The sequence below is a fragment of the Herbidospora sakaeratensis genome (genome assembly GCF_001570525.1).
Taxonomy (GTDB): domain Bacteria; phylum Actinomycetota; class Actinomycetes; order Streptosporangiales; family Streptosporangiaceae; genus Herbidospora; species Herbidospora sakaeratensis.
Genome location: NZ_BBXC01000020.1, coordinates 165855 through 187982, shown reverse-complemented (window position 1 = coordinate 187982; position 22128 = coordinate 165855). Strand labels below are relative to the sequence as shown.

General features: G+C 70.4%; 23 protein-coding genes. 6 read left to right on the top strand and 17 right to left on the bottom strand.

Going from position 1 to position 22128, the window contains the following annotated elements:
- Positions 1-2: 2 nt before the first annotated feature.
- From AW271_RS31215 to AW271_RS31190, 6 genes are all read right to left on the bottom strand, one after another.
- Positions 3-824, bottom strand: coding sequence for a potassium-transporting ATPase subunit C (locus tag AW271_RS31215; RefSeq protein WP_062341188.1), 822 nt, complete (start codon positions 822-824; stop codon positions 3-5).
- A complete protein-coding gene (kdpB, locus tag AW271_RS31210) occupies positions 824-2827 on the bottom strand; it encodes a potassium-transporting ATPase subunit KdpB (RefSeq protein ID WP_062341187.1) in 2004 nt (667 codons plus the stop codon). The genes AW271_RS31215 and kdpB overlap by 1 nt, the downstream gene beginning before the upstream one ends.
- Entirely contained in the window at positions 2827-4473 is a 1647-nt protein-coding gene (kdpA, locus tag AW271_RS31205) for a potassium-transporting ATPase subunit KdpA (protein WP_062341186.1), read from the bottom strand. Before kdpA ends, kdpB begins: the two co-directional genes overlap by 1 nt.
- 1 nt (position 4474) lies before the next feature.
- On the bottom strand, positions 4475-4564 hold the full coding sequence (gene kdpF / locus AW271_RS31200; RefSeq protein ID WP_034385538.1) for a K(+)-transporting ATPase subunit F: 90 nt from the start codon (positions 4562-4564) through the stop codon (positions 4475-4477).
- 200 nt (positions 4565-4764) lie between these two features.
- On the bottom strand, positions 4765-5403 hold the full coding sequence (locus tag AW271_RS31195) for a response regulator (protein WP_062341185.1): 639 nt from the start codon (positions 5401-5403) through the stop codon (positions 4765-4767).
- The gene (locus tag AW271_RS31190; RefSeq protein ID WP_062341184.1) at positions 5400-6218 is read right to left on the bottom strand and encodes a sensor histidine kinase; all 819 of its coding nucleotides are present in this window, start codon (positions 6216-6218) and stop codon (positions 5400-5402) included. Before AW271_RS31190 ends, AW271_RS31195 begins: the two co-directional genes overlap by 4 nt.
- 111 nt (positions 6219-6329) lie before the next feature.
- Between AW271_RS31190 and AW271_RS31185 the strand changes: the two genes are divergently transcribed.
- From AW271_RS31185 to AW271_RS31170, 4 genes are all read left to right on the top strand, one after another.
- Positions 6330-7034 (top strand): ABC transporter ATP-binding protein, encoded by a 705-nt coding sequence (locus tag AW271_RS31185; RefSeq protein WP_062341183.1) that lies wholly within the window; start codon positions 6330-6332, stop codon positions 7032-7034.
- Entirely contained in the window at positions 7031-7729 is a 699-nt protein-coding gene (locus AW271_RS31180) for an ABC transporter permease (protein ID WP_062341182.1), read from the top strand. Before AW271_RS31185 ends, AW271_RS31180 begins: the two co-directional genes overlap by 4 nt.
- On the top strand, positions 7726-8298 hold the full coding sequence (locus AW271_RS31175; protein WP_062341181.1) for a hypothetical protein: 573 nt from the start codon (positions 7726-7728) through the stop codon (positions 8296-8298). Before AW271_RS31180 ends, AW271_RS31175 begins: the two co-directional genes overlap by 4 nt.
- Positions 8299-8602: 304 nt before the next feature.
- Positions 8603-9997, top strand: coding sequence for an MDR family MFS transporter (locus AW271_RS31170; RefSeq protein ID WP_062341180.1), 1395 nt, complete (start codon positions 8603-8605; stop codon positions 9995-9997).
- Between the two features lie 62 nt (positions 9998-10059).
- On the opposite strand, the gene AW271_RS31165 is transcribed toward AW271_RS31170, so the two are convergent.
- Together AW271_RS31165 and AW271_RS31160 are read right to left on the bottom strand one after the other, a co-directional pair.
- On the bottom strand, positions 10060-10728 hold the full coding sequence (locus AW271_RS31165; RefSeq protein ID WP_062341179.1) for a DUF6461 domain-containing protein: 669 nt from the start codon (positions 10726-10728) through the stop codon (positions 10060-10062).
- A gap of 34 nt (positions 10729-10762) precedes the next feature.
- Positions 10763-11224 carry a PPOX class F420-dependent oxidoreductase gene (locus tag AW271_RS31160; RefSeq protein ID WP_062341178.1) on the bottom strand — a complete coding sequence of 154 codons (462 nt, stop codon included), beginning with the start codon at positions 11222-11224 and terminating at the stop codon, positions 10763-10765.
- A 128-nt stretch (positions 11225-11352) separates the two neighbouring features.
- Between AW271_RS31160 and AW271_RS31155 the strand changes: the two genes are divergently transcribed.
- Entirely contained in the window at positions 11353-11820 is a 468-nt protein-coding gene (locus AW271_RS31155; RefSeq protein WP_062341177.1) for a lamin tail domain-containing protein, read from the top strand.
- A gap of 9 nt (positions 11821-11829) precedes the next feature.
- Positions 11830-13002, top strand: a complete 1173-nt coding sequence (locus tag AW271_RS31150; protein ID WP_062341176.1) for an ROK family protein — start codon at positions 11830-11832, stop codon at positions 13000-13002.
- Here AW271_RS31150 and AW271_RS31145 read toward each other — a convergent pair.
- From AW271_RS31145 to AW271_RS31105, 9 genes are all read right to left on the bottom strand, one after another.
- Positions 12983-13408: an Ohr family peroxiredoxin gene (locus AW271_RS31145; protein WP_083977510.1), complete on the bottom strand. Its 426-nt coding sequence runs from the start codon at positions 13406-13408 to the stop codon at positions 12983-12985. The two genes, AW271_RS31150 and AW271_RS31145, sit on opposite strands and share 20 nt — an antisense overlap.
- On the bottom strand, positions 13405-14037 hold the full coding sequence (locus AW271_RS40255) for a nuclear transport factor 2 family protein (RefSeq protein WP_157554811.1): 633 nt from the start codon (positions 14035-14037) through the stop codon (positions 13405-13407). The genes AW271_RS31145 and AW271_RS40255 overlap by 4 nt, the downstream gene beginning before the upstream one ends.
- Entirely contained in the window at positions 14034-14903 is an 870-nt protein-coding gene (locus tag AW271_RS31135; RefSeq protein WP_245653295.1) for an RNA polymerase sigma-70 factor, read from the bottom strand. Before AW271_RS31135 ends, AW271_RS40255 begins: the two co-directional genes overlap by 4 nt.
- 10 nt (positions 14904-14913) lie before the next feature.
- The gene (locus AW271_RS31130; RefSeq protein ID WP_062341173.1) at positions 14914-15612 is read right to left on the bottom strand and encodes an alpha/beta fold hydrolase; all 699 of its coding nucleotides are present in this window, start codon (positions 15610-15612) and stop codon (positions 14914-14916) included.
- Positions 15609-15797 (bottom strand): hypothetical protein, encoded by a 189-nt coding sequence (locus tag AW271_RS31125; RefSeq protein WP_157554809.1) that lies wholly within the window; start codon positions 15795-15797, stop codon positions 15609-15611. The genes AW271_RS31130 and AW271_RS31125 overlap by 4 nt, the downstream gene beginning before the upstream one ends.
- Complete coding sequence (locus tag AW271_RS31120) at positions 15794-16177, bottom strand: cupin domain-containing protein (RefSeq protein ID WP_062341171.1); 384 nt, start codon at positions 16175-16177, stop codon at positions 15794-15796. The genes AW271_RS31125 and AW271_RS31120 overlap by 4 nt, the downstream gene beginning before the upstream one ends.
- Positions 16178-16181: 4 nt before the next feature.
- Positions 16182-16934 carry an SDR family oxidoreductase gene (locus AW271_RS31115; RefSeq protein WP_062341170.1) on the bottom strand — a complete coding sequence of 251 codons (753 nt, stop codon included), beginning with the start codon at positions 16932-16934 and terminating at the stop codon, positions 16182-16184.
- Positions 16935-17159: 225 nt separating this feature from the next.
- Positions 17160-19262, bottom strand: coding sequence for a ThuA domain-containing protein (locus AW271_RS31110; protein ID WP_169806421.1), 2103 nt, complete (start codon positions 19260-19262; stop codon positions 17160-17162).
- Positions 19262-22072: a PQQ-dependent sugar dehydrogenase gene (locus AW271_RS31105; protein ID WP_218008226.1), complete on the bottom strand. Its 2811-nt coding sequence runs from the start codon at positions 22070-22072 to the stop codon at positions 19262-19264. The genes AW271_RS31110 and AW271_RS31105 overlap by 1 nt, the downstream gene beginning before the upstream one ends.
- Positions 22073-22128: the final 56 nt, after the last annotated feature.

Sequence of the window (22128 nt, the reverse complement as noted above, 5' to 3'; positions counted from 1 at the left end):
CGTCACCCCTCGTCGAGAGCCGTGTTCAGATCCAGCACGTTCACCGCCGGCTCCCCCATGAAGCCCAGTGCCCGGCCCGTGGTGTGCTCCCTGACCAGCTCCTTCACCCGCTCGACCGGCAGTCCGCGCTCCCTGGCCACCCGGGGCGCCTGGATCTCGGCGTAGGTGACGGAGATGTGCGGGTCGAGCGCCGAACCGCTGGCCGTGACCGCGTCGGCGGGCACGACGGCCTGGGCGTCGCCCCTGATCGGGACCGTGCGCCCGGCGCTGTAGTCCTCGCCGGGCTTGGCGCACTCGACCTCGACGCCGTCGTAGGTCGCGACGAACGGCCGCGCGGGGCACGCCTGGTTCACGCTGATCGCCCGGTCGGGGAAGACCTTGAGTACCGCGCCTACCCCGTCGGGGGTGCAGTAGGGACGCGCCCCGCTGACGCCTTCGAGCTGACCGACGGCCGCTGACCTGGCGCAGACCTGAGTGAGCAGCGACTGGCTGCCTTCGTCGGGGTTGCCCTCGTCGTCTACCGCGCCCGGGACGGGGAGGGTGTCGATGACGTCCTCCGGCCCCAGGTTGCTGGCCGCGGTCGTGAGCATGTCGTAGCCGCCCGCCGAGGGCCGGGACTGGAAGTACTTCGCGACCGGAGCGCCGTCGGCGTCGGTGAAGCTCTGGCCGATCAGGGCGGGATCGCCGTTGGCGTTGCCGTTGAACAGGGCCTGGGCCACGCCCATGGTCGCCAGGGGGTAGGCCACGCCGAGGATCACGGTCAGCACGGCCACGGCCCGCAGGGCCGCCACGTGTTGCCTGATCCAGCTGGGCAGACGATTCATCACACGATCCCCGCGATCAGAAGGTCGATCAGTTTGATGCCGATGAAGGGGGCCACGATGCCGCCCAGGCCGTAGACGAGCAGGTTGCGGCTGAGCAGCTTCGAGGCGCTCGACGGGCGGTACCTGACGCCGCGCAGCGCCAGCGGGATCAGCGCGACGATGACGACCGCGTTGAAGATCACCGCCGACAGGATCGCCGACTGGGGCGAGTCCAGGCGCATGACGTTGAGGGCGTCGAGGCCGGGGTACACCGCCGCGAACATCGCCGGGATGATGGCGAAGTACTTGGCGATGTCGTTGGCGATCGAGAAGGTCGTGAGCGCGCCGCGGGTGATGAGCAGCTGCTTGCCGATCTCCACGATCTCGATGAGCTTGGTCGGGTTGGAGTCGAGGTCGACCATGTTCCCGGCCTCTTTGGCCGCGCTCGTGCCGGTGTTCATGGCCACGCCGACGTCCGACTGCGCGAGCGCGGGGGCGTCGTTGGTGCCGTCGCCGGTCATCGCGACGAGCCGGCCGCCCTCCTGCTCGCGCTTGATCAGGGCGAGCTTGTCCTCGGGGGTGGCTTCCGCGAGGAAGTCGTCCACCCCGGCCTCGTCGGCGATGGCCTTGGCCGTGAGGGGGTTGTCGCCGGTGATCATGACGGTTCTGATCCCCATGCGGCGCATCTCGTCGAAGCGCTCGCGCATGCCGGGCTTGACGGTGTCCTTCAGGTGGACGACCCCGAGCACCTGGTCCTTCTGGGCCACCACCAGCGGGGTGCCGCCGCTGCCGGAGATGGCGTCCACGATGGCGCCGACCTGCTCGGTCGGGTGGCCGCCGTTGTCGCGCACCCACTTCATGACGGCGGTCGCGGCGCCCTTGCGGACCTCGCGCCCGCCGACGTTCACACCCGACATGCGGGTCTGCGCGGTGAACGGCACCCATTCGGCGTCGTGGACGTCGCGCTCCCGTAGGCCGTAGCGCTCCTTGGCGAAGACCACGATCGAGCGTCCCTCGGGCGTCTCGTCGGCCAGCGACGAGAGCTGGGCCGCCTCGGCCAGCTCCTGCTCGCCGACCCCGGCGACCGGGAGGAACTCGGCGGCCTGCCGGTTGCCGAGCGTGATGGTGCCGGTCTTGTCGAGCAGCAGGGTCGACACGTCGCCGGCCGCCTCGACGGCGCGGCCCGACATCGCCAGCACGTTGCGCTGCACCAGCCGGTCCATGCCGGCGATGCCGATGGCCGACAACAACGCGCCGATCGTCGTGGGGATGAGGCAGACCAGCAGCGAGACCAGCACGATGCCGCTGACGCCGTCGCCCGTGAGGGCGAGCGAGTCGGGGATGCCGGGGTTGGCGCCCTTGGCCCAGATGGCCATCGGCTGCATGGTCACCGTCGCGGTCAGGAAGATGATCGTCAACGCCGCGAGCAGGATGTTCAGCGCGATCTCGTTGGGCGTCTTCTGCCGGTTGGCGCCCTCGACCAGGGCGATCATGCGGTCGATGAAGCTCTCGCCGGGCTTCTGGGTGATGCGCACGACGATCCGGTCGGACAGCACCTTCGTGCCGCCGGTCACGGCTGAGCGGTCGCCGCCCGACTCGCGGATGACCGGGGCCGACTCGCCGGTGATGGCCGACTCGTCCACGCTGGCGATGCCCTCGACGACGTCGCCGTCGCCGGGGATGATCTCCCCGGCCACGACCACGACCTCGTCGCCCTGCTTCAGTTCGGTCGCCGAGACGGTCCGGCCGTCGGTGCGCACGGCCACGGTGTCGCGCTTGGTCGCCCGCAGCGTCGCCGCCTGGGCCTTGCCCCGGCCCTCGGCGACCGCCTCGGCCAGGTTGGCGAACAACACGGTCAGCCAGAGCCAGACCACGATCGCCCAGGCGAACACGCCGGGCGAAAGGATCGCCAGGACGGTGGTGAACACCGCGCCGGCCTCGACGATCAGCATGACCGGGTTGCGCCAGAGCGTCGCGGGGTTGAGCTTCTTGACGGCGTCGGGGAACGACGCGATCCAGGTCATCAGAGCAGTCCTTCTGCGATGGGGCCGAGCGCGAGGGCGGGGAGGAAGGTCAGGGCGACGAGGACGACCGTCACGCCGACGACCAGGCCGACGAACTGGGGCCGGTGCGTGGGCAGCGTGCCGGCCGACTCGGGCACCGGCGTCTGCCGCGCGAGCGACCCGGCCAGGGCCAGCACGAAGATGATCGGCAGGAACCGGCCCAGGACCATGCACAGGCCGAGCGCCACGTCGTACCAGGGCGTGTTCACCGTGACGCCGCCGAACGCCGAGCCGTTGTTGTTGGACGCGCTGGTGAAGGCGTAGAGGATCTCGGAGAAGCCGTGGGGGCCCGAGTTGAGCATCGCGGCCAGGCCCGCCTCGTTGCCCATGGCCAGCGCCGTGCCGACCAGCACGAGCACCGGGGTGACCAGGAAGTACAGGGACGCGAGCTTGATCTCGCGGGCGCCGATCTTCTTGCCCAGGTATTCGGGCGTGCGGCCGACCATCAGGCCGGCGACGAACACGGTGATGACGGCCAGGATCAGCATGCCGTAGAGGCCCGCGCCGACGCCGCCGGGCGCGACCTCGCCCAGCATCATGTTGAACAGCGTCATCATGCCGCCGAACGGCGTGTAGGAGTCGTGGAAGGAGTTGACCGCACCGGTCGAGGTCAGCGTGGTCGCCGCCGCGAACGTGGCCGAGTTGGCCACCCCGAACCTGACGTCCTTGCCCTCCATCGCCGCGCCGACGGCCTGCGGCACGGTCGCGTTCCCGGCCAGCTCGAACACGTTGGTGAGCACGATCGACGCGATGGCGATGACGCCCATCACGGCGAGGATCGCGTAGCCCTGGCGCAGCTGGCCGACCATGCGGCCGAAGGTCCGGGTCAGCGCGACCGGGATGAGCAGGATCAGGAAGATCTCGAACCAGTTCGTCCAGGCGGTGGGGTTCTCGTACGGGTGCGCGGAGTTCGTGTTGTAGAAACCGCCGCCGTTGGTGCCCAGCTCCTTGATGACCTCCTGGCTGGCCACCGGCCCGCCGGTCACGTTCTGCACGTTGCCGGTCAGCGTGGTGATCTCGTGGGGGCCGACGAAGTTCTGCACCACCCCGCCCGCGACGAGGACCAGCGCGCCGACGAAGGCGATCGGCAGCAGGATGCGCAGCGTGCCGCGCACCAGGTCGACCCAGAAGTTGCCGATCGTGTCGCTGTTGCGGCGGGCGAACCCGCGCACCAGCGCGATGGCCACCGCCATGCCGACGGCGGCCGACACGAAGTTCTGCACGGCCAGGGCGGCCATCTGGGTGAGGTGGCCCATCGTGCTCTCACCCGAGTACGCCTGCCAGTTCGTGTTGGTCACGAAGCTGATGGCGGTGTTCCACGCGATGTGGTCGGGCACCGGGGCGAAGCCCAGCGACAACCAGAGTTTGTCCTGGACGCGCTGGAGGGCGTACACGAAGAAGATCGAGATGATCGAGAAGGCCAGCAGGCTGCGGGCGTAGGCGCCCCAGCGCTGCTCGTTGTCGGGCCGGACGCCGAGCAGGCGGTAGACGACCCGCTCGACGGCGTTGTGCCGGGCGCCCGTGTAGACGCGGTGCATGTGGTCGCCGAGCACCTTGTAGACCAGGGCCAGGGCGACGATCAGCGACAGGATGAAGAGCCAGCCCATGTCAGAACCGCTCCGGGAACAGCAGGGCGGCGACCATGAAGATCACCAAGCCGATGGCCACGACGAGGCCGGCGGCGTTGATCGCGCTCACAGGCGCTCCACCGCCTTCACCACGAACCCGAAGACCACGAAGATCGCGATCGTCAGGGCGACGAAGATGAGGTCACCCATCTCTGTTCACTGCTCCTCAGTTCCGTTTTCAGGGCGGTACGACGTCCAGGAAAACGGCACTTTCGGGCGGTTCAGCAGATCTTGATGGCTTCCATATGCGGGCGCCGGAATTCTTGACGGCTAACCCACGAGATCGCTCTCGTAGGCCGCGATGACGAGATGCGCCCGGTCGCGGGCGTGCAGTTTGCTCAGCAGATGGCCGATGTGCGTCTTGACCGTCTTGATCGAGATGGTCAGCCGGGCGGCGATCTCGTCGTTCGACAGGCCGTGGCCGACCAGGGTGAGCACCTCGGTCTCCCGCTCGGTCAGGCCCTTGATCGACTTCGCCGGGGCCGGGCGGCTGACGTACGACTCGATCAGGCGCTCCAGCACGCTCGGAGCCAGCAGCGACTCGCCCTGGTGGACGCGGCGGACGGCGTCGAGCAGGCGGTCGGGGTGGGCGTCCTTGAGCAGGAAGCCGCTGGCCCCGGCCAGCAGCGCGGCCCGGACGTACTCGTCGAGCTCGAACATCGTCAGTACGATGATCTTCGTCGTGGCCTGCACCGCCAGGATGCGGCGGGTGGCCTCGATGCCGTCCATGCCGGGCATCCGGATGTCCATGAGCACGACGTCGGGACGGGTCTGCGCGCACACGGCGACGGCCTGGTCGCCGGTGCCCGCCTCGCCCGCCATGGCCATGTCGGCCTGGGCGTCGATCACGGCGGCCAGGCTGTGGCGCAGCAGCGGCTGGTCGTCGGCGATGAGCACACGGATCGTCATGACGCCCCGGGGACGCGGGCGCTGACCCGGAAGCCGTTGTCGACCGGCCCGGCGTCGAGGGCGGCCACCCGTTCCCTGAGACCTTCGAGGCCGTGACCGGCCCCCGGGTGGGCGACCCAGCCGTCGACCGGCCCGTCGTCGTGCACGGTCGTGACGATCCAGCCGCCGTCGCGGCCGACCCGGACCGCCACGCCGGTCGGACCGGCATGACGGGCGGTGTTGTTGAGGGCCTCGCGGACGACCGCGCAGACGGTCAGCTGCGCCCCCGGGCTGACCTCGCCGAGGTCCTCCAGGTCGACGGTGACCCGCAGGCCCGCCCGCCGCGCCTCGGCGGCGATGCCGGGCAGGTCGCCGAGCGTGTCGGCCGGGCGCAGCGGCGCGGCCGTCCCGGTGTCGCGCAGCACCCCGAGCATGCGGCGCAGCTCCGTGGTGGTCTCGCGGCCGATGCGCTCGATGTCCGCCAGCGCCGCTTCGGGATCGTCGCGGACGTAGCGGGCCGTGGTCGCCCTGACGGTGATCAGGCCGAGGCCGTGGGAGACGAGGTCGTGCAGGTCGCGGGCGATGCGCAGCCGTTCGGCCTGGGCCGCCCGCTCGCCCGCCCACGCGGTGAGCTGGGCCTCGTAGGCGGCGCGCTGGCGGCGGGCCCGGATCAGCGCCCAGACCGTGGTGGCCAGCGCCAGCGCCGCGATGACGGCCGGCACGATGACCACGCCGGGCCCGTCGCCCCCGGCCGACAGCAGGACCAGCACCAAGAGGACGTACACGGCGGTGATCGGAGGCCAGACCCGCCGTTCGCGTTTCGGAATCGCCACCACGTCCGAAGTCTAGGAACCGTTTCCGGTGCGACGCATCGGACCAGGGTCCGAGACGCGGGTCCGGACCCCGGTCCGATGTGGTCTGGGCGGCCCGCCGGTTGGCTGGGCGGCGTGATTACCATCGACGGCCTCGTCAAGCGGCGGGGCGGCAAGGAGATCCTGGCCGGGATCGGCTTCGAGGCCCGGCCCGGACGGGTGACCGGCTTCCTCGGGCCCAACGGCGCCGGCAAGAGCTCCACGTTGCGCATCCTGCTCGGCCTCGACCGCGCCCAGGCCGGAACGGCGCTGGTCGACGGGGTGCCGTACCCGGCCCTGCCCGACCCGGTCCGCACGGTCGGCGCGGTGCTCGACGGCTCGGGCGCCCACCGGTCCCGCACCGGACGGGCCCACCTGCGCTGGGTGGCCCGGTCGGCGGGCCTGCCGCCGGCGCGGGTCGAGGAGGTGCTGACCCTCGTCGGGCTGGCCGACGCGGCGGGCAAGCGGGTGGGCGGCTACTCGCTGGGCATGGGCCGGCGGCTCGCACTGGCGACCGCCCTGCTCGGCGACCCTTCCGTGCTGGTCCTCGACGAGCCGCTCAACGGGCTCGACCCGGAGGGCATCCGGTTCGTCCGCACCTTCCTCCGCGACCGCGCCCAATCGGGACGGACCGTGTTGCTCTCCAGCCACCTCATGGGAGAGCTCGCCGAGACCGTCGACGACGTCGTGGTGATCGACCACGGGCGGATCGTGGCGAAGGGCACCCTGGCCGAGGTCACCGGCGCCCACCGCAACCTCGAAGACGCGTTCTTCGCCCTCACCTCCGGGAGCGGGCGATGAGGGCCGTCAGGGCGGAGTTGTCGAAACTGTCGACGCTGCCGTCGGTGTGGCTGGCCGCGCTGCTGGCGGTGGTCGTGCCGACCGGGATCGCGCTGCTCAACAGGGGCGTCGCCGGCCCCGACCGGGGCTACCAGGAACTCGCGTTCGGCGTCATGGGGGTGATCGTGCTCGGGGTGGTGGCGGTCAGCAGCGAATACCTCGCCGAAAGTGCCGACTCCGGCGGCGGGCGGCAGCTCACGACGAGCCTGGCAGCGGTGCCGTCGCGGTTGCGGTTCCTGGCGGCCAAGGCTCTCGCGGTCGTGCTCGTCGCCGTGCCGCTCGCCTTCACCGCCGCGGCGGCGACCATGGGGGTGGTGCAGGCGCGGCTCGATGCCGGACGGCTGGCCGGGGTGGTCTGTTACTGGACGTACACGGCGCTGCTGGCGTTCGCGATCACGGTGCTGCTCCGGCACGGGATCGTGCCGCTGACGGTGCTGCTGGTCAACACGTCGGTGGTGAGCGTGACCTTCCTGCTGACCAAGGTGACCCCGCTGGCCAACTACTTCCCCGACATGGCCGGGGTGCGGATGTTCGTCGGGAAGGTGGCCAACGACGACGTGTCGATCAGCCCACTGGTGGGCCTGCTGGTCATGTCGGCGTGGGTGGCCGGGCTGCTGGTGCTCGCCGGGGCCGTGTTCGCGCGGAGGGACGCATGATCAGGGCGGAGTTGTCGAAGCTGGTCTCCCTCCCCGCGACGTGGACGACCCTGGCCTGGACGCTGGCGGCGAACGTGCTGCTGACCTTCGTGATCGCGGTGGGCGACGCGCCGGTGGCGTACTCGCGGGCCGGGTTCATCGTGCTCGGCGTGCTGGCGACCTGCTCCGAGTACACGGGCGGCCAGATCAGGACCACCCTGACGGCGATGCCGCGCCGGGTGCGCCAGCTCGCCGCCCAGCACGCCGCCCTGGCGGTGGTGACGCTCCCGGCCTCCTTGGTTGTGGCGCTGTCGGGCCCGCTGATCACGATGGTGGTGGCCGGTACGCCGGTCGCCCTCTGGCAGGTGGCGGAGACGACGGCGTACCTGACCCTTCTTACGCTGGTCAGCGCGGCGGTCGGGGTGCTGCTGCGGCACACCCTCGCGGGGGTCGGGCTGCTGCTGGGCTGCCTGTTCGTGGCGGCCCCGTTCGTGCACGAGTACCTGCCGGACGACCTGGTCACCCTGGTCGTCTCGACCCCGGTCCTGCTGATCGTGGCCGCGCTGGCCTACCGCCGCCGCGACGCGTGAACCTTCCGCGCAGGAGTCGGCGGAAAACGTGTCGCGTGTCACAGTCCCCTGCTGAGCGCACGCGTTGAGCTGCGACGACGCACGGGCGGGAGCGGGAAGGCGGATGAAAACCGGGTGACATCCGGAGGCGGGTTCCGGAATTCTGAGTGAGCGAGACGAGTTTTGTCGGTGGTGCGGGCCATCCTGGCCATGGCCGCAACTCAGTTTCCATTCCCCTGATTGAGGTACCGTGTCCAGCCCACAGCTAGACCAGCTCGACTCACCCGCCAAAGCCGCGACCGAACCCCAACGTCGCACCCCGCCCGTGATCAGGCTGCTGGTGCTGGCCACGTTCGTGGTCATCCTCAACGAGACCATCATGATCAACGCCATTCCGGAGTTGATGAGGGCTCTCCAGATCACCGCGCAGACCGCCCAGTGGTTGTCGACGGCGTTCATGCTCACCATGGCGGCCGTCATCCCGATCACCGGCTGGTTCCTCCAGCGGGTGACCACGCGCACGGCCTACACGACCGCGATGGGACTCTTCCTGTTCGGTACGGCCCTGGCGGCGGTGGCCCCGGTCTTCGAGGTGCTGCTCGCCGGGCGGATCGTCCAGGCGTCCGGCACGGCGGTCATGATGCCGCTGCTGATGACCACGTTGATGCAGGTCGTGCCCGAGTCTGAGCGGGGCCGGGTGATGGGCAACGTCTCGCTGGCCATCTCGGTCGCGCCCGCCATGGGCCCGACGGTCTCCGGCGTGATCCTCCAGTTCGGGCCGTGGCGGCTGCTGTTCGCCGTGGTGTTCCCGATCGCCGCGCTGATCACCTACTTCGGCCTGAAGCAGCTCAAGAACGTCGGCGAGACCAAGATCGGCACGATCGACTGGTTCAGCGTCGTCACCGCCGCCGTCGGATTCGGCGGCCTGGTCTACGGCCTGAGCCGCTTCGAGGGCGGCGACGCCACCGTGGCGGGCTCGATGGTCGTCGGGGGCCTGGTGCTGATCGCCGTGTTCGTGTTCCGGCAGCTGCGGCTGCAGAAGCGCGGCGGCCCGCTGCTCGACCTGCGCACGCTGACCCACCGCACCTACACGATCTCGCTGATCCTCATGTCGGTCGCGTTCATGGCGATGCTCGGCTCGATGGTGCTGCTCCCGCTCTACCTGCAGGACATCCGGGGCCTCAACACCCTGGAGACCGGCCTGCTGGTGATGCCCGGCGGCCTCGCGATGGGCCTGCTCGGCCCGACCGTCGGCCGCCTGTTCGACCGCTTCGGCGGCCGGGTGCTCGTGATCCCGGGAGCGGTCGCGATCTCCCTGTCGCTGGCCGGCTTCACCCAGATCACCATGTCGATGCCCTACTGGCAGATCCTGGGCCTCCACGCCCTGCTGATGATCGGCCTGGCCGGCACCTTCACCCCCGTCTTCACGCTGGGTCTTGGCGCCGTCCCGTCGTCGCTCTACAGTCACGCGAGCTCGATCCTGAGCACGTTGCAGCAGGTGGCGGCGGCCATCGGCACGGCCCTGGTGATCACGGTCATGACGGCCCGCGCCGAATCCCTGGAGGCCACGGGCGTGAGCGACGACCTGGCGGTCCTCGGCGGCATGCGCCTGTCGTTCCTGATCAGCGCGGCCCTCTCGATCGCGGTGATCGTCGCCGCCGTCATCCTCCCGGCCCGCGCCGCCAACCACGGCGACGGCCCGGCCCCCATGCACCACTGAGGCCCGTCAGGCCCTGATCCAGCCGCTGCTTCGGCCACCCAGCTCGGCGGGATCAAGATCTGTCATTCGGCGACTTCCCTCTTGAGGGGCGCGACGAAGGGGGTCACGAGCATCGGGCGGTCGAGGACGTCGGGGGTGAGCGGGACCCCGCTCACCGCCGACACCAGGGCGAAGCCGCGGGTGACGGCCGGGCCGTAGTTCTCCTTCCAGGCCGCGGCCCAGGCGGCGTCGTCCGCCGGCTTCTCCAGGGTCATGCCGAGGTCGCGCATCTGGGTGTTGAGCCGGTCGGGGTCGGCGCCGTGACGTTCGTAGGGGAGCATGAGGTTGTATCCCATGACGACGGCGCCGTCGACCGCATAGGCGAAGCTGTGTTCGGCGTAGTCGTGGCGGGTGGCGGTCACGACTTCGCAACCCCGCGACAGCCGGGTCAGCACCTCGTACAGGGTGCAGAACCAGCCGGTGGGTTCGATGACCACGCACCATTCCCCTGTCTGGAACACGCCCACGTGGCCGCCGCCCTCGCCGCCGTCGGAGGCGAAAGCCCAGGCCCGCTCGTCGAGAGCGGCGAAGTCGAGGGTCTGGCCGGCGTCGGTGCCGCGGCTGAAGCGGAGGGCGGTCTCGGCGGGAGTGAGACCCCGGACGCAGGCGATGGTGAAGATGGAGCCCAGTACGCCTTCGCTTTCGGGCGCGGCGAGCCACTCGAACGGGGCCAGGGGATCGCTCGTCGTCATGCGGGCATGGTGTCAGCGGCGACCGACAAATCGATCAAGCCAGGCGGGCCGGGAAGCCGCCTGTCGCGACCGGGCCCCAGCGGGTCGGGGTGATACGCAGGAGCGACTTGCCCTGGCGGACCATCGCCGCCCGGTATTCGTCCCAGTCGGGGTGTTCCCCCGAGATGCAGCGGAAGTACTCCACCAGCGGTTCGAGGGCCTCCGGGAGGTCGAGGACCTCCGCGTCGCCGTCGACCTGGACCCAGGGGCCGTTCCAGTCGTCCGACAGGACGATCACGCTGACCTGCTCGTTGCGGCGGGCGTTGGCGGTCTTGGCGCGTTCGGGGTAGGTCGAGATGACGATCCGGCCCTCGGCGTCGACGCCGCAGGAGACCGGGGACGCCTGGGGGCGTCCGTCCCGCCGGGCCGTGATGACGATCGCGTGGTGGCGGGGGCGCAGGAAGTCGAGCAGCTGCTCCCGGGTGACGGGGTCGTTCGTCGCGATCTTTGGGCTCATGGGGCAACTCTAGGCGTGGCAAATGGGGCGTCGGATATCGAAACGATACGAGAATCGCCAATTGAGCTTCTCGGGACAGAAATATCATTCGAGGTCCGGCTCGTCTCCCCTGACCCCTGGAGCGTTCCATGCGTGTTCGAGTTCTGCTGACCGTCGCCCTGTTAACGGCCGCGGGCCTTGCCCAGCCGGCCCAGGCGAAGGCTCCGGCCGTACGGATCACCAAGATCTTCTATGACTCGCCCGGCTCGCCCGACAACGGCGCGAACGGCAGCGTCAACGGCGAGTACATCCAGATCAAGAACGTCTCCAAGAAGGCGGTCAGCCTCACGGGCTGGACGGTCCGCGACGAGACCAAGCGGTCCGACCACGTCTACACGTTCACCGCGTTCACCCTGAAGCCCGGCAAGACGGTCACGCTGCGGAGCGGCAAGGGCAAGAACACCGCCACGACCCGCTACTGGCAGCGCAGCGGGCAGGGGACCTTCACCTACATCTGGAACCAGACGTCCGACACCGGCTACCTGCACAACGCGTCGGGCAAACTGGTCGACTCGTGCTCCTACGACTCGTCGCGGGATGACTACGTCATCTGCTGAACTCGGGTCATGAAGAACCTCGGGGCGCTGCTGCGCTACGTCCACCTGAACGGGCCGACGTCGCGGGCCGCGCTGACGGAGGAGTTCGGGCTGAACCGCAGCACGACCATGGCGCTGACCGCTGAACTCGCCGCGCTGGGCCTGGTCAGGGAGGAGCTGCCCGACGACGTCCAGAAGGCGGGGCGGCCGTCGCTGGTGGTCAGCCCCGAGAGCGAGAAGGTGTTCGTGCTCGCGTTCGACGTCGCGGTCGACTGGCTGGTGGCGGCGCGGGTCGGGCTCGGGGGCGTCATCCTCGACCGGCGGGCGGCGGTGCGGCAACGGCGGTTCCCCGATCTCGACGACGTCGTCGGCACGCTGGCCGAGTTCGCCCGCCAGCTGCTCCGCGACGTGCCCGACGGCGCGGTGTGCGTGGGGGTCGGCGCCTCGTTCTGCGGGATGATCCGGCCCCACGACGGCACGGTCCGCTACGGCCCCAAGACGGGCTGGGTCGACCAGGCGTTCGGGCCCGAGCTGGAACGCCGGCTCCCGCTCGACCTGCCCGTCAGGGTGGGCAACGAGGCGCACCTCGGCGCGGTCGCCGAGAACGAGCGCGGCGCGGGGATCGGCTTCCGCAACCTCATCTACCTGCACGGCGACGTCGGCGTGGGCGGCGGGGTGATCGTCGACGGCAAGCGGCTGGGCGGTGACGACGGCTACGCCGCCGAGGCCGGGCACATGGTGGTGAATCCCTTCGACGGGCGACCGTGCCTGTGCGGGTCGCGGGGCTGCCTGGAGGCGGAGGTGGGCGAGAGCGCCCTGCTCGACCTGGCCGGCTGGCCCCACGGCAGCGTCGGCCGCGACGCCGTCGCCTCGGTCGTGCACGCCGCCGAACGCGGCGACCAGGCCGCCCGGGAGGCGCTCAACCGGGTCGGCGACTGGCTGGGGGTCGGGGTGGCCAACCTGATCAACCTGTTCAACCCGGGCGTGGTGATCTTCGGCGGCATGTTGCGCGACGTCTACCGGGGCTCGGCCGAGCAGGTCCGCACCCGCATCGAGGCCAACGTGCTGCCGGTGTCGCGGGAGCGCGTGGAGCTGCGCATCGCCGCTCTCGGCGACGACACGACGCTGGTGGGCGGGGCGGAACTGGGTTTCGCGGGGCTGCTGGCCGACCCGGCGGAGGCGGTCAGCCGGGCGAGAGGCTGATCGTCGCCGGGCTCATCTTCGTGTACGGACAGAGCGCCTCCGCCCGCGAAACGAGCCGGGCCGCCACGTCCGGGTCGGCGTCCGGCCAGGTGACCACCAGGTCGACGCTCACCCGGTAGCCGTCGTCGGCGGGGTCGCGGCCGAAGGCCACCGTGGCCGCCACGCTGATCGACGACGGGTCGAGGTGGTGCCGCCGGGCCGCCAGGCTCAGCGCCGCCTGGAAACAGGCCGCGTAGGCGGCCGCGAAGAGCTGTTCCGGGTTCGGCCCGCCGGAGTCGCCGCCCAGTTCCGTGGGCAGCCTCAGCTCCAGGTCGAGCGCGCCGTCGGGGGAGACCGCCCGGCCGGTCGCCCGGCCGTGGGCCGAACTGCCGCCGGTCACCGTGACGGTCGTGGCGTACAAGGTCATGGCCGGTGCCAGCCCTCCAGTTTGTCGGGGTTGAGCACGATCCACACCGCCGTCACGTCGTGCGCGGCCACGCTGACGCTCATCACGGCGACCGCCCGTCCGTCCTGCCGGAGCACCACGCCGGTCCGGCCGTTCACCGGCTCGGCGCAGACCTCGACCCCGGCGACCAGCCGGGCCAGGAATCGGGCGACCGCGTCGGGGCCGTGCGCGGGCCCGAGCGGGGCGCGGATCTTGCCGCCGCCGTCGCTGACGACCAGGACGTCCGGCGCCAGCACCGCCCGCAGCGCGGGCGCGTCACCGGCCGAGCAGGCGGCGGCGAAGCGCCGGGAGACGTGGTCGGACCGGGCCGGGGCCGGGTGGCCGGACCGGGGCCGGGGCGCCTGCCGTGTCGGCGGCACCGGGTGGGGCGTGCCGGAAGCCAGGAGCTCCAGGCAGATGCCGCCCGCCACGCGGGTCAGCCAGGCCCGGGGCCGCGTGATCGCGGCGCGCTCGGGGTCGGTGAGGGCGTACCAACGGCGGTAGGTCTCCTGGACGATCTGGTCGGCGGCCGTCTCGGAGCCGAACAACCAGGTGGCGACGTCGATCAGGTGGCGGCGCTCGTCGAGCAGCTCCCTCAGGGAATCGGTCATTTCGAATAACCGGCGAGTTTGTCGGGGTTCATGACCCACAACAGCTGGTGGATGCCGTCGCGGGAGGCGTCGAGCACGAGCAGGGCCCCGCCGACCTTCTCCCGGGCCGGCACGAACACGCCCGGGTTGCCGTTCACGTCGACGAAGGTGACGGTCGCGCCGGGCCAGAAGCGGGGGGCGAAGGCGGCGATGAACTTGGTCACGCGCGGCACGCCGTGCATGACCAGGCGGGCCGCGCCCCGGACGCCGTTCCCGTCGGTCAGGCTCACGACGTCCTCGGCGAACAGGTGCTCCAGCGCCACGACGTCACCCGACTGGGCGGCGTCCAGGAAGGTCTCCAGCAGGCGGCGGTGCTCGGTCTTGTCGATGGGCTCGTGCCGCCCGGCCGCCAGGTGCTTGCGGGCCCGGCTCACGAGCTGGCGCGCGTTGGCCGCGCTGACCTGGATGATCTCCGCGATCTGCTCGTACGGATAGACGAACGCCTCCCGCAGCACATAGGCCGCCCGCTCGGTCGGGGTGAGCCGTTCGAGCAGCAGCAGGAAGGCGAACTCCAGGGCCTCCCCGCGCTCGGCCCCCAGCGTGGGATCGGCGCTGGTGTCGACCGGCTCGGGCAACCACGGCCCGATGTACGACTCCCGCCGCGCCCGCGCCGACCGCGCCACGTTGATCGACAACCGGGTGGCGATGGTCGCCAGGAACGCCGGCGGGCTCTGCACGGCCGCGCGGTCGGCGCCCTGCCACCGCAACCAGACGTCCTGCACGACGTCTTCGGCCTCGGCCGCGCTGCCCAGCATGCGGTAGGCGATGCCGAACAGGCGCGGCCGAAGCTCGGTGAAGACCGATGCGGCGTTCTCCAGGGAATCCACGCGGATCACTTCACCGCACGTGGGTCACGGCGTCGAGGACGGTCCGGGTGACGGTGTCGGGCCAGGAGACCGGGATCGCGTGGGAGGCGCCGGGGATCTCCCGGGTGCCCATGGAACCGGCCCGTTCCGCCATCCACCGCATCGCCTCGACCGGGATGTTGGCGTCGCGTTCGCCGTACACGAACCACGACGGCGTGTCCCGCCAGGCCGCCTTGGTGGCCAGGTCGGTCAGCGCCCGTTCGGTGACCGGGCGCTGCAACACCGCCATCACGGCCGCCGACTCGGGGTCGACGTCGTGGCAGAACTGCTGCTGGAACCTCTCGGGGTCGATGCGGAACTCCCGGCCGCCGGTGGCGACCGGGTAGGAGACCAGGGCGTCGGCCAGGGTGCCGCCCTCGAACTTCTCCGCCAGCGTCAGGGCGCTCTCGCAGGTCTCGGGGGCGAACGCCGAGACGTACACGAGCGCCTGGACCGCCGGATGGACGGCCTGGGTGATCACCATGCCGGCGTAGGAGTGGCCGGCCAGGACGACCGGCCCTCCGATGCCGTCGATCACGTCGCGCACGTAGGCGGCGTCGCCCTCCAGGTCGCGCAGCGGGTTGGCCGCCGTGACGACGGGCAGCCCCTGGGCGCGCAGGCGCCGGATGACGCGCTTCCAGCTCCCCGATCCGGTGAAGGCGCCGTGCACCAGGACGACGGTGGGACTCATGGCCGTTCCCAGATGACGTCCTCTTCGAGCACCTCCACCGCGCCGATGAGGCCGCGCAGGCCGATCTCCTCGCGTTCGGCCTCGGCCGGGTCGTACAACCACTCGGTGATCGGCTCTTCGGCCAGTTCCTCCGGGTGGCTGCCTTCGGCCATGGCCAGTTCGGCCTCGAGGAACTCCTCGTTCATCGCGACCATCCCAGGCGGTCGAGTTCGTCCTGTTCGACGAAGGTGAGCATCGGCGTGCCCGGGGCGCAGAACATCGTGACGGTGAACTTCAGCCGCATGTCGTCGCGGGCGTTGCCGTCCTGGAAGTGGATGGGGTCGCCGCCCGGCTCCCAGAAGACCTCGCCGGCCTTGACGATCCTGATCGGCTGTCCCTGCAGCTCGAACCGCATCTCGCCCTCGATGACGTAGCCGAAGGCCGGCCCCGAGTGGCGGTGGGGCGGGGTGCCGGGGTCGCCGGGCGGATACTCGATGACGATGGTCGAGGCGTGCGCCCCCTCCGGGATGAAGGGAGGGTCGACCTCCTGGAGCACCGTCAGCGCGGTCTTCCATGCTTCGGACATGTGATCACTTCCCCTGGTTGTCCTTGAGCCAGTCGAAATAGCCGATCCGGCCGAGGGTCGCGCCGTCGCCGGGCACCAGCGAACGCTGCTCCAGCTCACTGCCGAAGTAGCGGGCGTGGACGTCGGGCACGACCGTGCGGGGGTCGCCGAGGGCCTTGAGGGCCTCGCCGATGAACTCGTCCATCTGGTACTGCTCGGGCCCGGCGATCTCCCGCCGCCCGTTCAGCGGCGCGCCGACGGCGACCTTGCCGACGTTCAGCGACACGTCGGCCGCCGCGATGGGCTGGAACCGCACGGGGGCGATGTGCACCCCGTCGTCGCGGGTCGCCTCGTCGGCGATGCCCTTGACGAACTCGAAGAACTGGGTGGCGTGGACGAGCGAGTAGGGCACCCCCGAGCCCTCGATCAGCGCCTCCTGGGCGATCTTGGCCCGGAAGTAGTCGTTGTCGGGCAGCCGCTCGCTTCCCACGATCGACAGGGCGACGTGATGCCCGACCCCGGCGGCCTTCTCGGCCTCCAGGAGGTTCGAGGTGGACGTGGTGAAGAAGTTCCACACGTCCTCGCGCGCCCAGGAGGGCGAGTTCGACACGTCGACCACGGCGTCGGCGCCCTGCATGACCTCGGCGAGTCCCTCACCGGTGAGGGTGTTCACGCCCGTGCTGGGCGCGGCGGCGACCCCTTCGTGGCCGTGCTCCTGCACCATCTCGATGAGCCTGGACCCGATCAGCCCGGTGCCCCCGATGACGACGATCTTCATAGCTTCCCCTTTTCTCGTTGCCGGACGTCAGCTAGGACAGGGGAGAGCCAGAAGTTGTGACAAAAGCCGCGAACTTCTTTTCAGATACCCAGCGACCTGGCGTTATATGACAGCCGCCCCGGCCGCGAGCGCGTCACGTGGTGATTTGGTCGCTGGGTCCGTGGTGATTTGGTCGCATGGGAAAGGGGGCGCCGGTCGCGCCGGCGCCCCCTTTGGTGATCTTGGCTAGCTGCCGTAGACCTCGAACTGGAAGAGCGAGTAGCCCCAGGCGGTGCCTCGGGTCGTGCCGTGGATCCGGACGTACCTGGCCTGGTTGTTCAGGCCCGTGTTGTCGTCCTCGCCGCCGTTGCCGCCGGTCACCGATCTGGCCGTGGTCCAGGTCGAGCCGTTCGTGGAGGTCTGGATCTGGTACGCCGACCCGTAGGCCGCCTCCCACAGCAGGCGGACCCGGTTGATCGTGTAGGTCTGGCCCAGGTCGACCTGGATCCACTGCGGGTCGGCGAAGGCGCTGGCCCACCGGGTCGTGGCCGAGGCGTCGACGGCGGCGGACGCCGGGTAGGCGCCCGACTCAACGCTCGACGCCGTGGCCGGCTTGTTCAGCGCGAGGTTGCTGAGGTTCGGCGTACAGGATCGGAGGAAGGTGAAGTCGTCCACGTCGAACAGGCCGGTGCCCGTGCCGGTGAAGGTAAGGAAGATGTTGGCGTTGCCCGACGGCACGCCGCTCAGCGTGGTGCCCACCTCGGCGAAGGTGTTCCAGCTGCCGGTGTTGGGGATGGCGACCGTGCCGAGGATCGGGCCGGTCTGGGAGCCGGTGCGGATCTGCATCTGGCCGCCGGGGCCGCCCGACACCACCCGCGCCAGGATCGCCGTCGCGCCGCCCACGGCGATGTTGTTGTAGCCGGCCCAGTCGCCGGGCTCGATGTTGCCCAGGGTCTGCCCGTTGTTGGCCCCGGCCTTGGTGAAGGGCGCGGCGCCGTTCACCGAGGTGAACGACTCGGCCTGGACGCGGGTGTCGCAGATCGGCGCGCCGCCCAGCTCCTTGATCCGGACGTTGCGGAACGCCGCCTGGTCGGCGGAGCCGTGGTTCTGGAGGCCGATGTAGCCGTCGAGGTTGCGCGCGGCGTTGGTGTTGGTGAAGTCGTTGATCAGCGCGCCGTTCAGGTAGACCCGGACACGCTGGCCCTCGACCAGCAGCTCGTAGGTGTTCCACTCGCCCGGCGGGTTGAGGTTGGCGTCGCGGGCGGCGATGTCGGCCGACTTGAAGCCGTAGATCGAGCCCGTCGTCCTGTCGGCGGTGTCGGTGGCGTCGATCTGGATCTCGTACCCCTGGTTGACGGCGATGTTGGGGTCGCCGCCGGGGTTCGGGAAGCCGATGAAGATGCCCGAGTTGCTGTCGCCGGTCAGCCGCCAGTCGGCCTTGAGCGAGTAGTTGGTGTACTGCTTGGCGTTGTACCAGAACAGGCCCATGCCGCCGACGGACGACAGGGTCGCGTCGGAGTTGGCGAAGCTGCCCGGCCCCGACTGTGACCAGCCCGTGGTCGAGCCGTTGTAGAGGGTCGTGTAGCCGGTCTCGGGGCGGCAGTCGGCGTCGGCGCGCTTGGCGGCGTACCGGATGCCGCCGAGGAGCTGGTTGCGGAAGCCGGCCTCGGCGTAGGTCGATTGGGTGTGGCCGAAGCCCGTGTAGAACGAGCGGCCGCTGTCGATGCCCTTGCACCAGGTGATCGGGTGGTCGGCGCCCATCGAGCCGCCCGAGTAGGTCGACTCGTCGAGGGTGGCCAGGACCCGGGCGGTCGAACGCGGGTTGGTCTGGTAGTTGTACAGCTCGTCGGTGCGGGTCCACGCCTGCGGCAGGTGCGCGGTCGCCGGGTGGGCCCGGTTCTCGGTGCGCGAGGTGACCTGCTGGATCGCCGGGTGGCTGGCGAAGTAGGCGCCCGCCAGCGTGTTGTAGAACGGCCAGGCGTACTCGGTGTCGGCCGCCGCGTGCACGCCGACGTAGCCGCCGCCCCCGCGGATGTAGCTCTCGAACGCCGTCTGCTGGGTGGCGTTCAGCACGTCGCCGGTGGTGTTGAGGAACACGACCGTCTCGTACTGGGCGAGGTTGGCCGTGGTGAAGGCGGCGGCGTCCTCGGTGGCGGTCACGCTGAAGCTGTTGGCCGCGCCCAGGTCGCGGATCGCCTGGGTGCCGACCGCGATCGAGTCGTGCCGGAAGCCCGCCGTCTTGGAGAAGACGAGCACGTCATAGGGGGCGTCGGCGGCCTGGGCCGGTGACGCCGTCAGGGTGGTGGCGGCCAGGGCGATCGCCCCGGCTGCCGTCAGTAACTTCCGCATCAGGAAACCGTCCACTTCTGGTTCGCGGCCGCGGTGCAGGTCTGCTGGGACACGACGGTGCTGTCGGCGGTGCTGCTACCCGTCACGTCGAGGCACTTGGCCGATCCGACGTTGCGGATCGTGCCGTCGCTGTTCACCGTCCAGTTCTGGGCGTTGGTGCCGTTGCACGTGTAGATCTGGATCTTCGCGCCGTTGGCGGTGCTGGCGCCCGAGACGTCGAGGCACTTGCCGAGGGCCCGGAGGGTCTGTCCGGTACGGGTCCACGTCTGCGCCGTCGAGCTGTTGCACGTGTAGATCTGGACCTGGGTGCCGTCGGTGGCGGTGCCGCCCCGGACGTCGAGGCACTTGCCGCCCAGGCCGGTGACCCGGCCGCTGGCCGGCGGGGTGCCGGTCGCGAAGGTGAAGCTGTCGAGGTCGAACAGGGCCCCGGTGCCCGTGCCGGCGAAGGTCACGTAGAGCGAGGTCGCGGTCGACGGCGCGCCTGAGATCGTGCCGGTGACGTTGACGAACGTCTCCCACCCGCCGGTCGGCGCGACGGCCGCCTGCCCGATGATCGGGCCGGTCGCCGAGCCGGTGCGGAACTGGAGGGTGCCGCCGATGCCGGCCGAGGAGACCCGGGCCGTGAACGACGTCACGTTGTTCAGCTTGTACGGGTCGAACTGGATCCAGTCGCCGTTGTGGATGTCGCCGACCGTGCGCCCGCCGTCGGCGGTGGTCTTCGTCATCGGGGCGACGCCCGACGACGTCTTGTAGTGCTCGGCCTGGCGCTTGCGCGGCTGGAGCAGGTTCTGCGTGTGCGTGGTCAGCCCGCCGTTGTCGGTGTACGACGCGTCGAAGATCGGAAAGATGTTCGCCGCGTCGTCGTGCTCGCCGTCGACCGGGATGGTGATCGTGCCGGAGCAGCCGTTCTGGGCGGTGATCTGGTGGGCGTGCTGGTCGTGGCCGAGCAGGTAGGTCATGGTCACCCGCGAGCAGGCGACCGTGCCGTCCTCGGGGTCGGTGACGGTGACGCTCCACGGCACGCTGTCGCCGAAGGAGGCCAGCTGGCCCGAGGCCGGCAGGTTGATCGTCACGGTCGGGGCGGTGTTGCCGACGCTGATCACGACGCTCGCGGTGCCGGTCGCGCCCTGCGGGTCGCGCACGGTCAGCGTGGCCGTGTAGGTGCCGTTGGCGCTGTACGTCTTGGTCGGGTTCGCCGCCGTCGACGTGGTGCCGTCGCCGAACGCCCACGAGTAGGTCAGCGCGCCGCCCTCGGGGTCGCTGCTGCCCGCCGAGGAGAAGGTCACGGCGAGCGGGGCCGCGCCCGAGGTCCGGTTGGCGGCCGCGACGGCGTTCGGGGCGCGGTTGCCGCCGCCGACGTAGTCGTAGCGGTAGAGGGCGCTGTTGGCGTCGCCGTTGAAGTAGCCGGTGCCGTAGTCGAGGACGTAGTAGGCGCCGTCGGGGCCGAACGCCGAGTCCATGACCTGCTTGCCGTTCCACGGGAAGGTGTCGATCGTGCCGACCGAGCCGTCGGCGTTCACGTGGATGGGCTTGACCCAGCCCCGGCCGAACTCGGTGGCGAAGAACTGGCCGTCGAAGCTCTGCGGCCACTTGGTGGCCGAGGTGTTCGAGGCGCTGTAGCGGTAGACCGGGCCGCCCATCGGCGACTCGCTGCCCCCGCCGAACGCGGCGGGCGTGCCCGCGTCACCGGCGTACCGGATCCAGGCCGGGCGCGGTTGCGGCAGCGTCTGCAGGCCGGTGTTGCGGAAGGAGTTATTGGTCGGCTGCCCCGCGCAGTTGAACTTCGGACCGGTCGCGTTGGTGGCGAAGTTCCACTCGTTGTACGTCTCGGTCGTGGTGTTCGTGCCGGTGCAGTAGGGCCAGCCGTAGTTCCCCGGGCTGGTGACCCGGTTGAACTCGACCTGGCCCGAGGGACCCCGGGTGGAGCTGGTCGAGCCCGCGTCGGGCCCGTAGTCGCCGACGTAGACGATGCCGGTGGCCTTGTCGACGCTGATCCGGAACGGGTTGCGGAAGCCCATCGCGTAGATCTCGGGACGGGTGTTCGCGGTGCCCGGGGCGAACAGGTTGCCCGACGGGATGGAGTAGGTGCCGTCGGCGTTCACCTTGATGCGCAGGATCTTGCCGCGCAGGTCGTTGGTGTTGCCGGCGCTGCGCTGGGCGTCGTAGGCGGGGTTGCGCTCGGTCCGCTCGTCGATCGGCGAGTAGCCGGCCGACTCGAACGGGTTGGTGTCGTCACCCGTCGACAGGTAGAGGTTGCCGGCCGCGTCGAAGTCCATGTCGCCGCCGACGTGGCAGCACATGCCGCGGTTGGCGGGCACGTCCAGGACGTTGACCTGGCTGCCCATGTTGAGGGTGAAGTTGGCGTTGAGTGTGAACCGGGACAGGCGGTTCACACCGGTCCACGTCGTCCAGGTGGCGGCGGTTCCGGAGGCGGGGGCGTCGCCCGAGGGGGTGCTCAGCGGCGGCGCGTAGTAGAGGTAGACGTGCCGGTTGGTGGCGAAGCCGGGGTCGACGGCGACGCCCTGCAGCCCTTCTTCGTCGTGCGTGTAGACGGGCAGCGTGCCGATGACCGAGGTGTTGCCCGCGGCGTCGGTGCGCCGCAGGGTGCCGTTGCGGGCCGTGTGCAGGACCGAGCGGTCGGGTAACACGGCGAGCGACATCGGCTCACCCATCTCGGGCTCGCCCTTGGCGAGGGTGACCTGCTGGAAGTCGGTCGCGTTGATGGTGTGGGCCTGTGCGGGGACGGCGGTGACGCCCGACAGGACGAGCAGTGATGCGGTGGCGATCAGCCACCTGCGGCGGTGTTTCATGTGCATCCTTAAGCCGGACTTGACTCGATCGAAGCGTAAGTTGTTTCGGGGATATG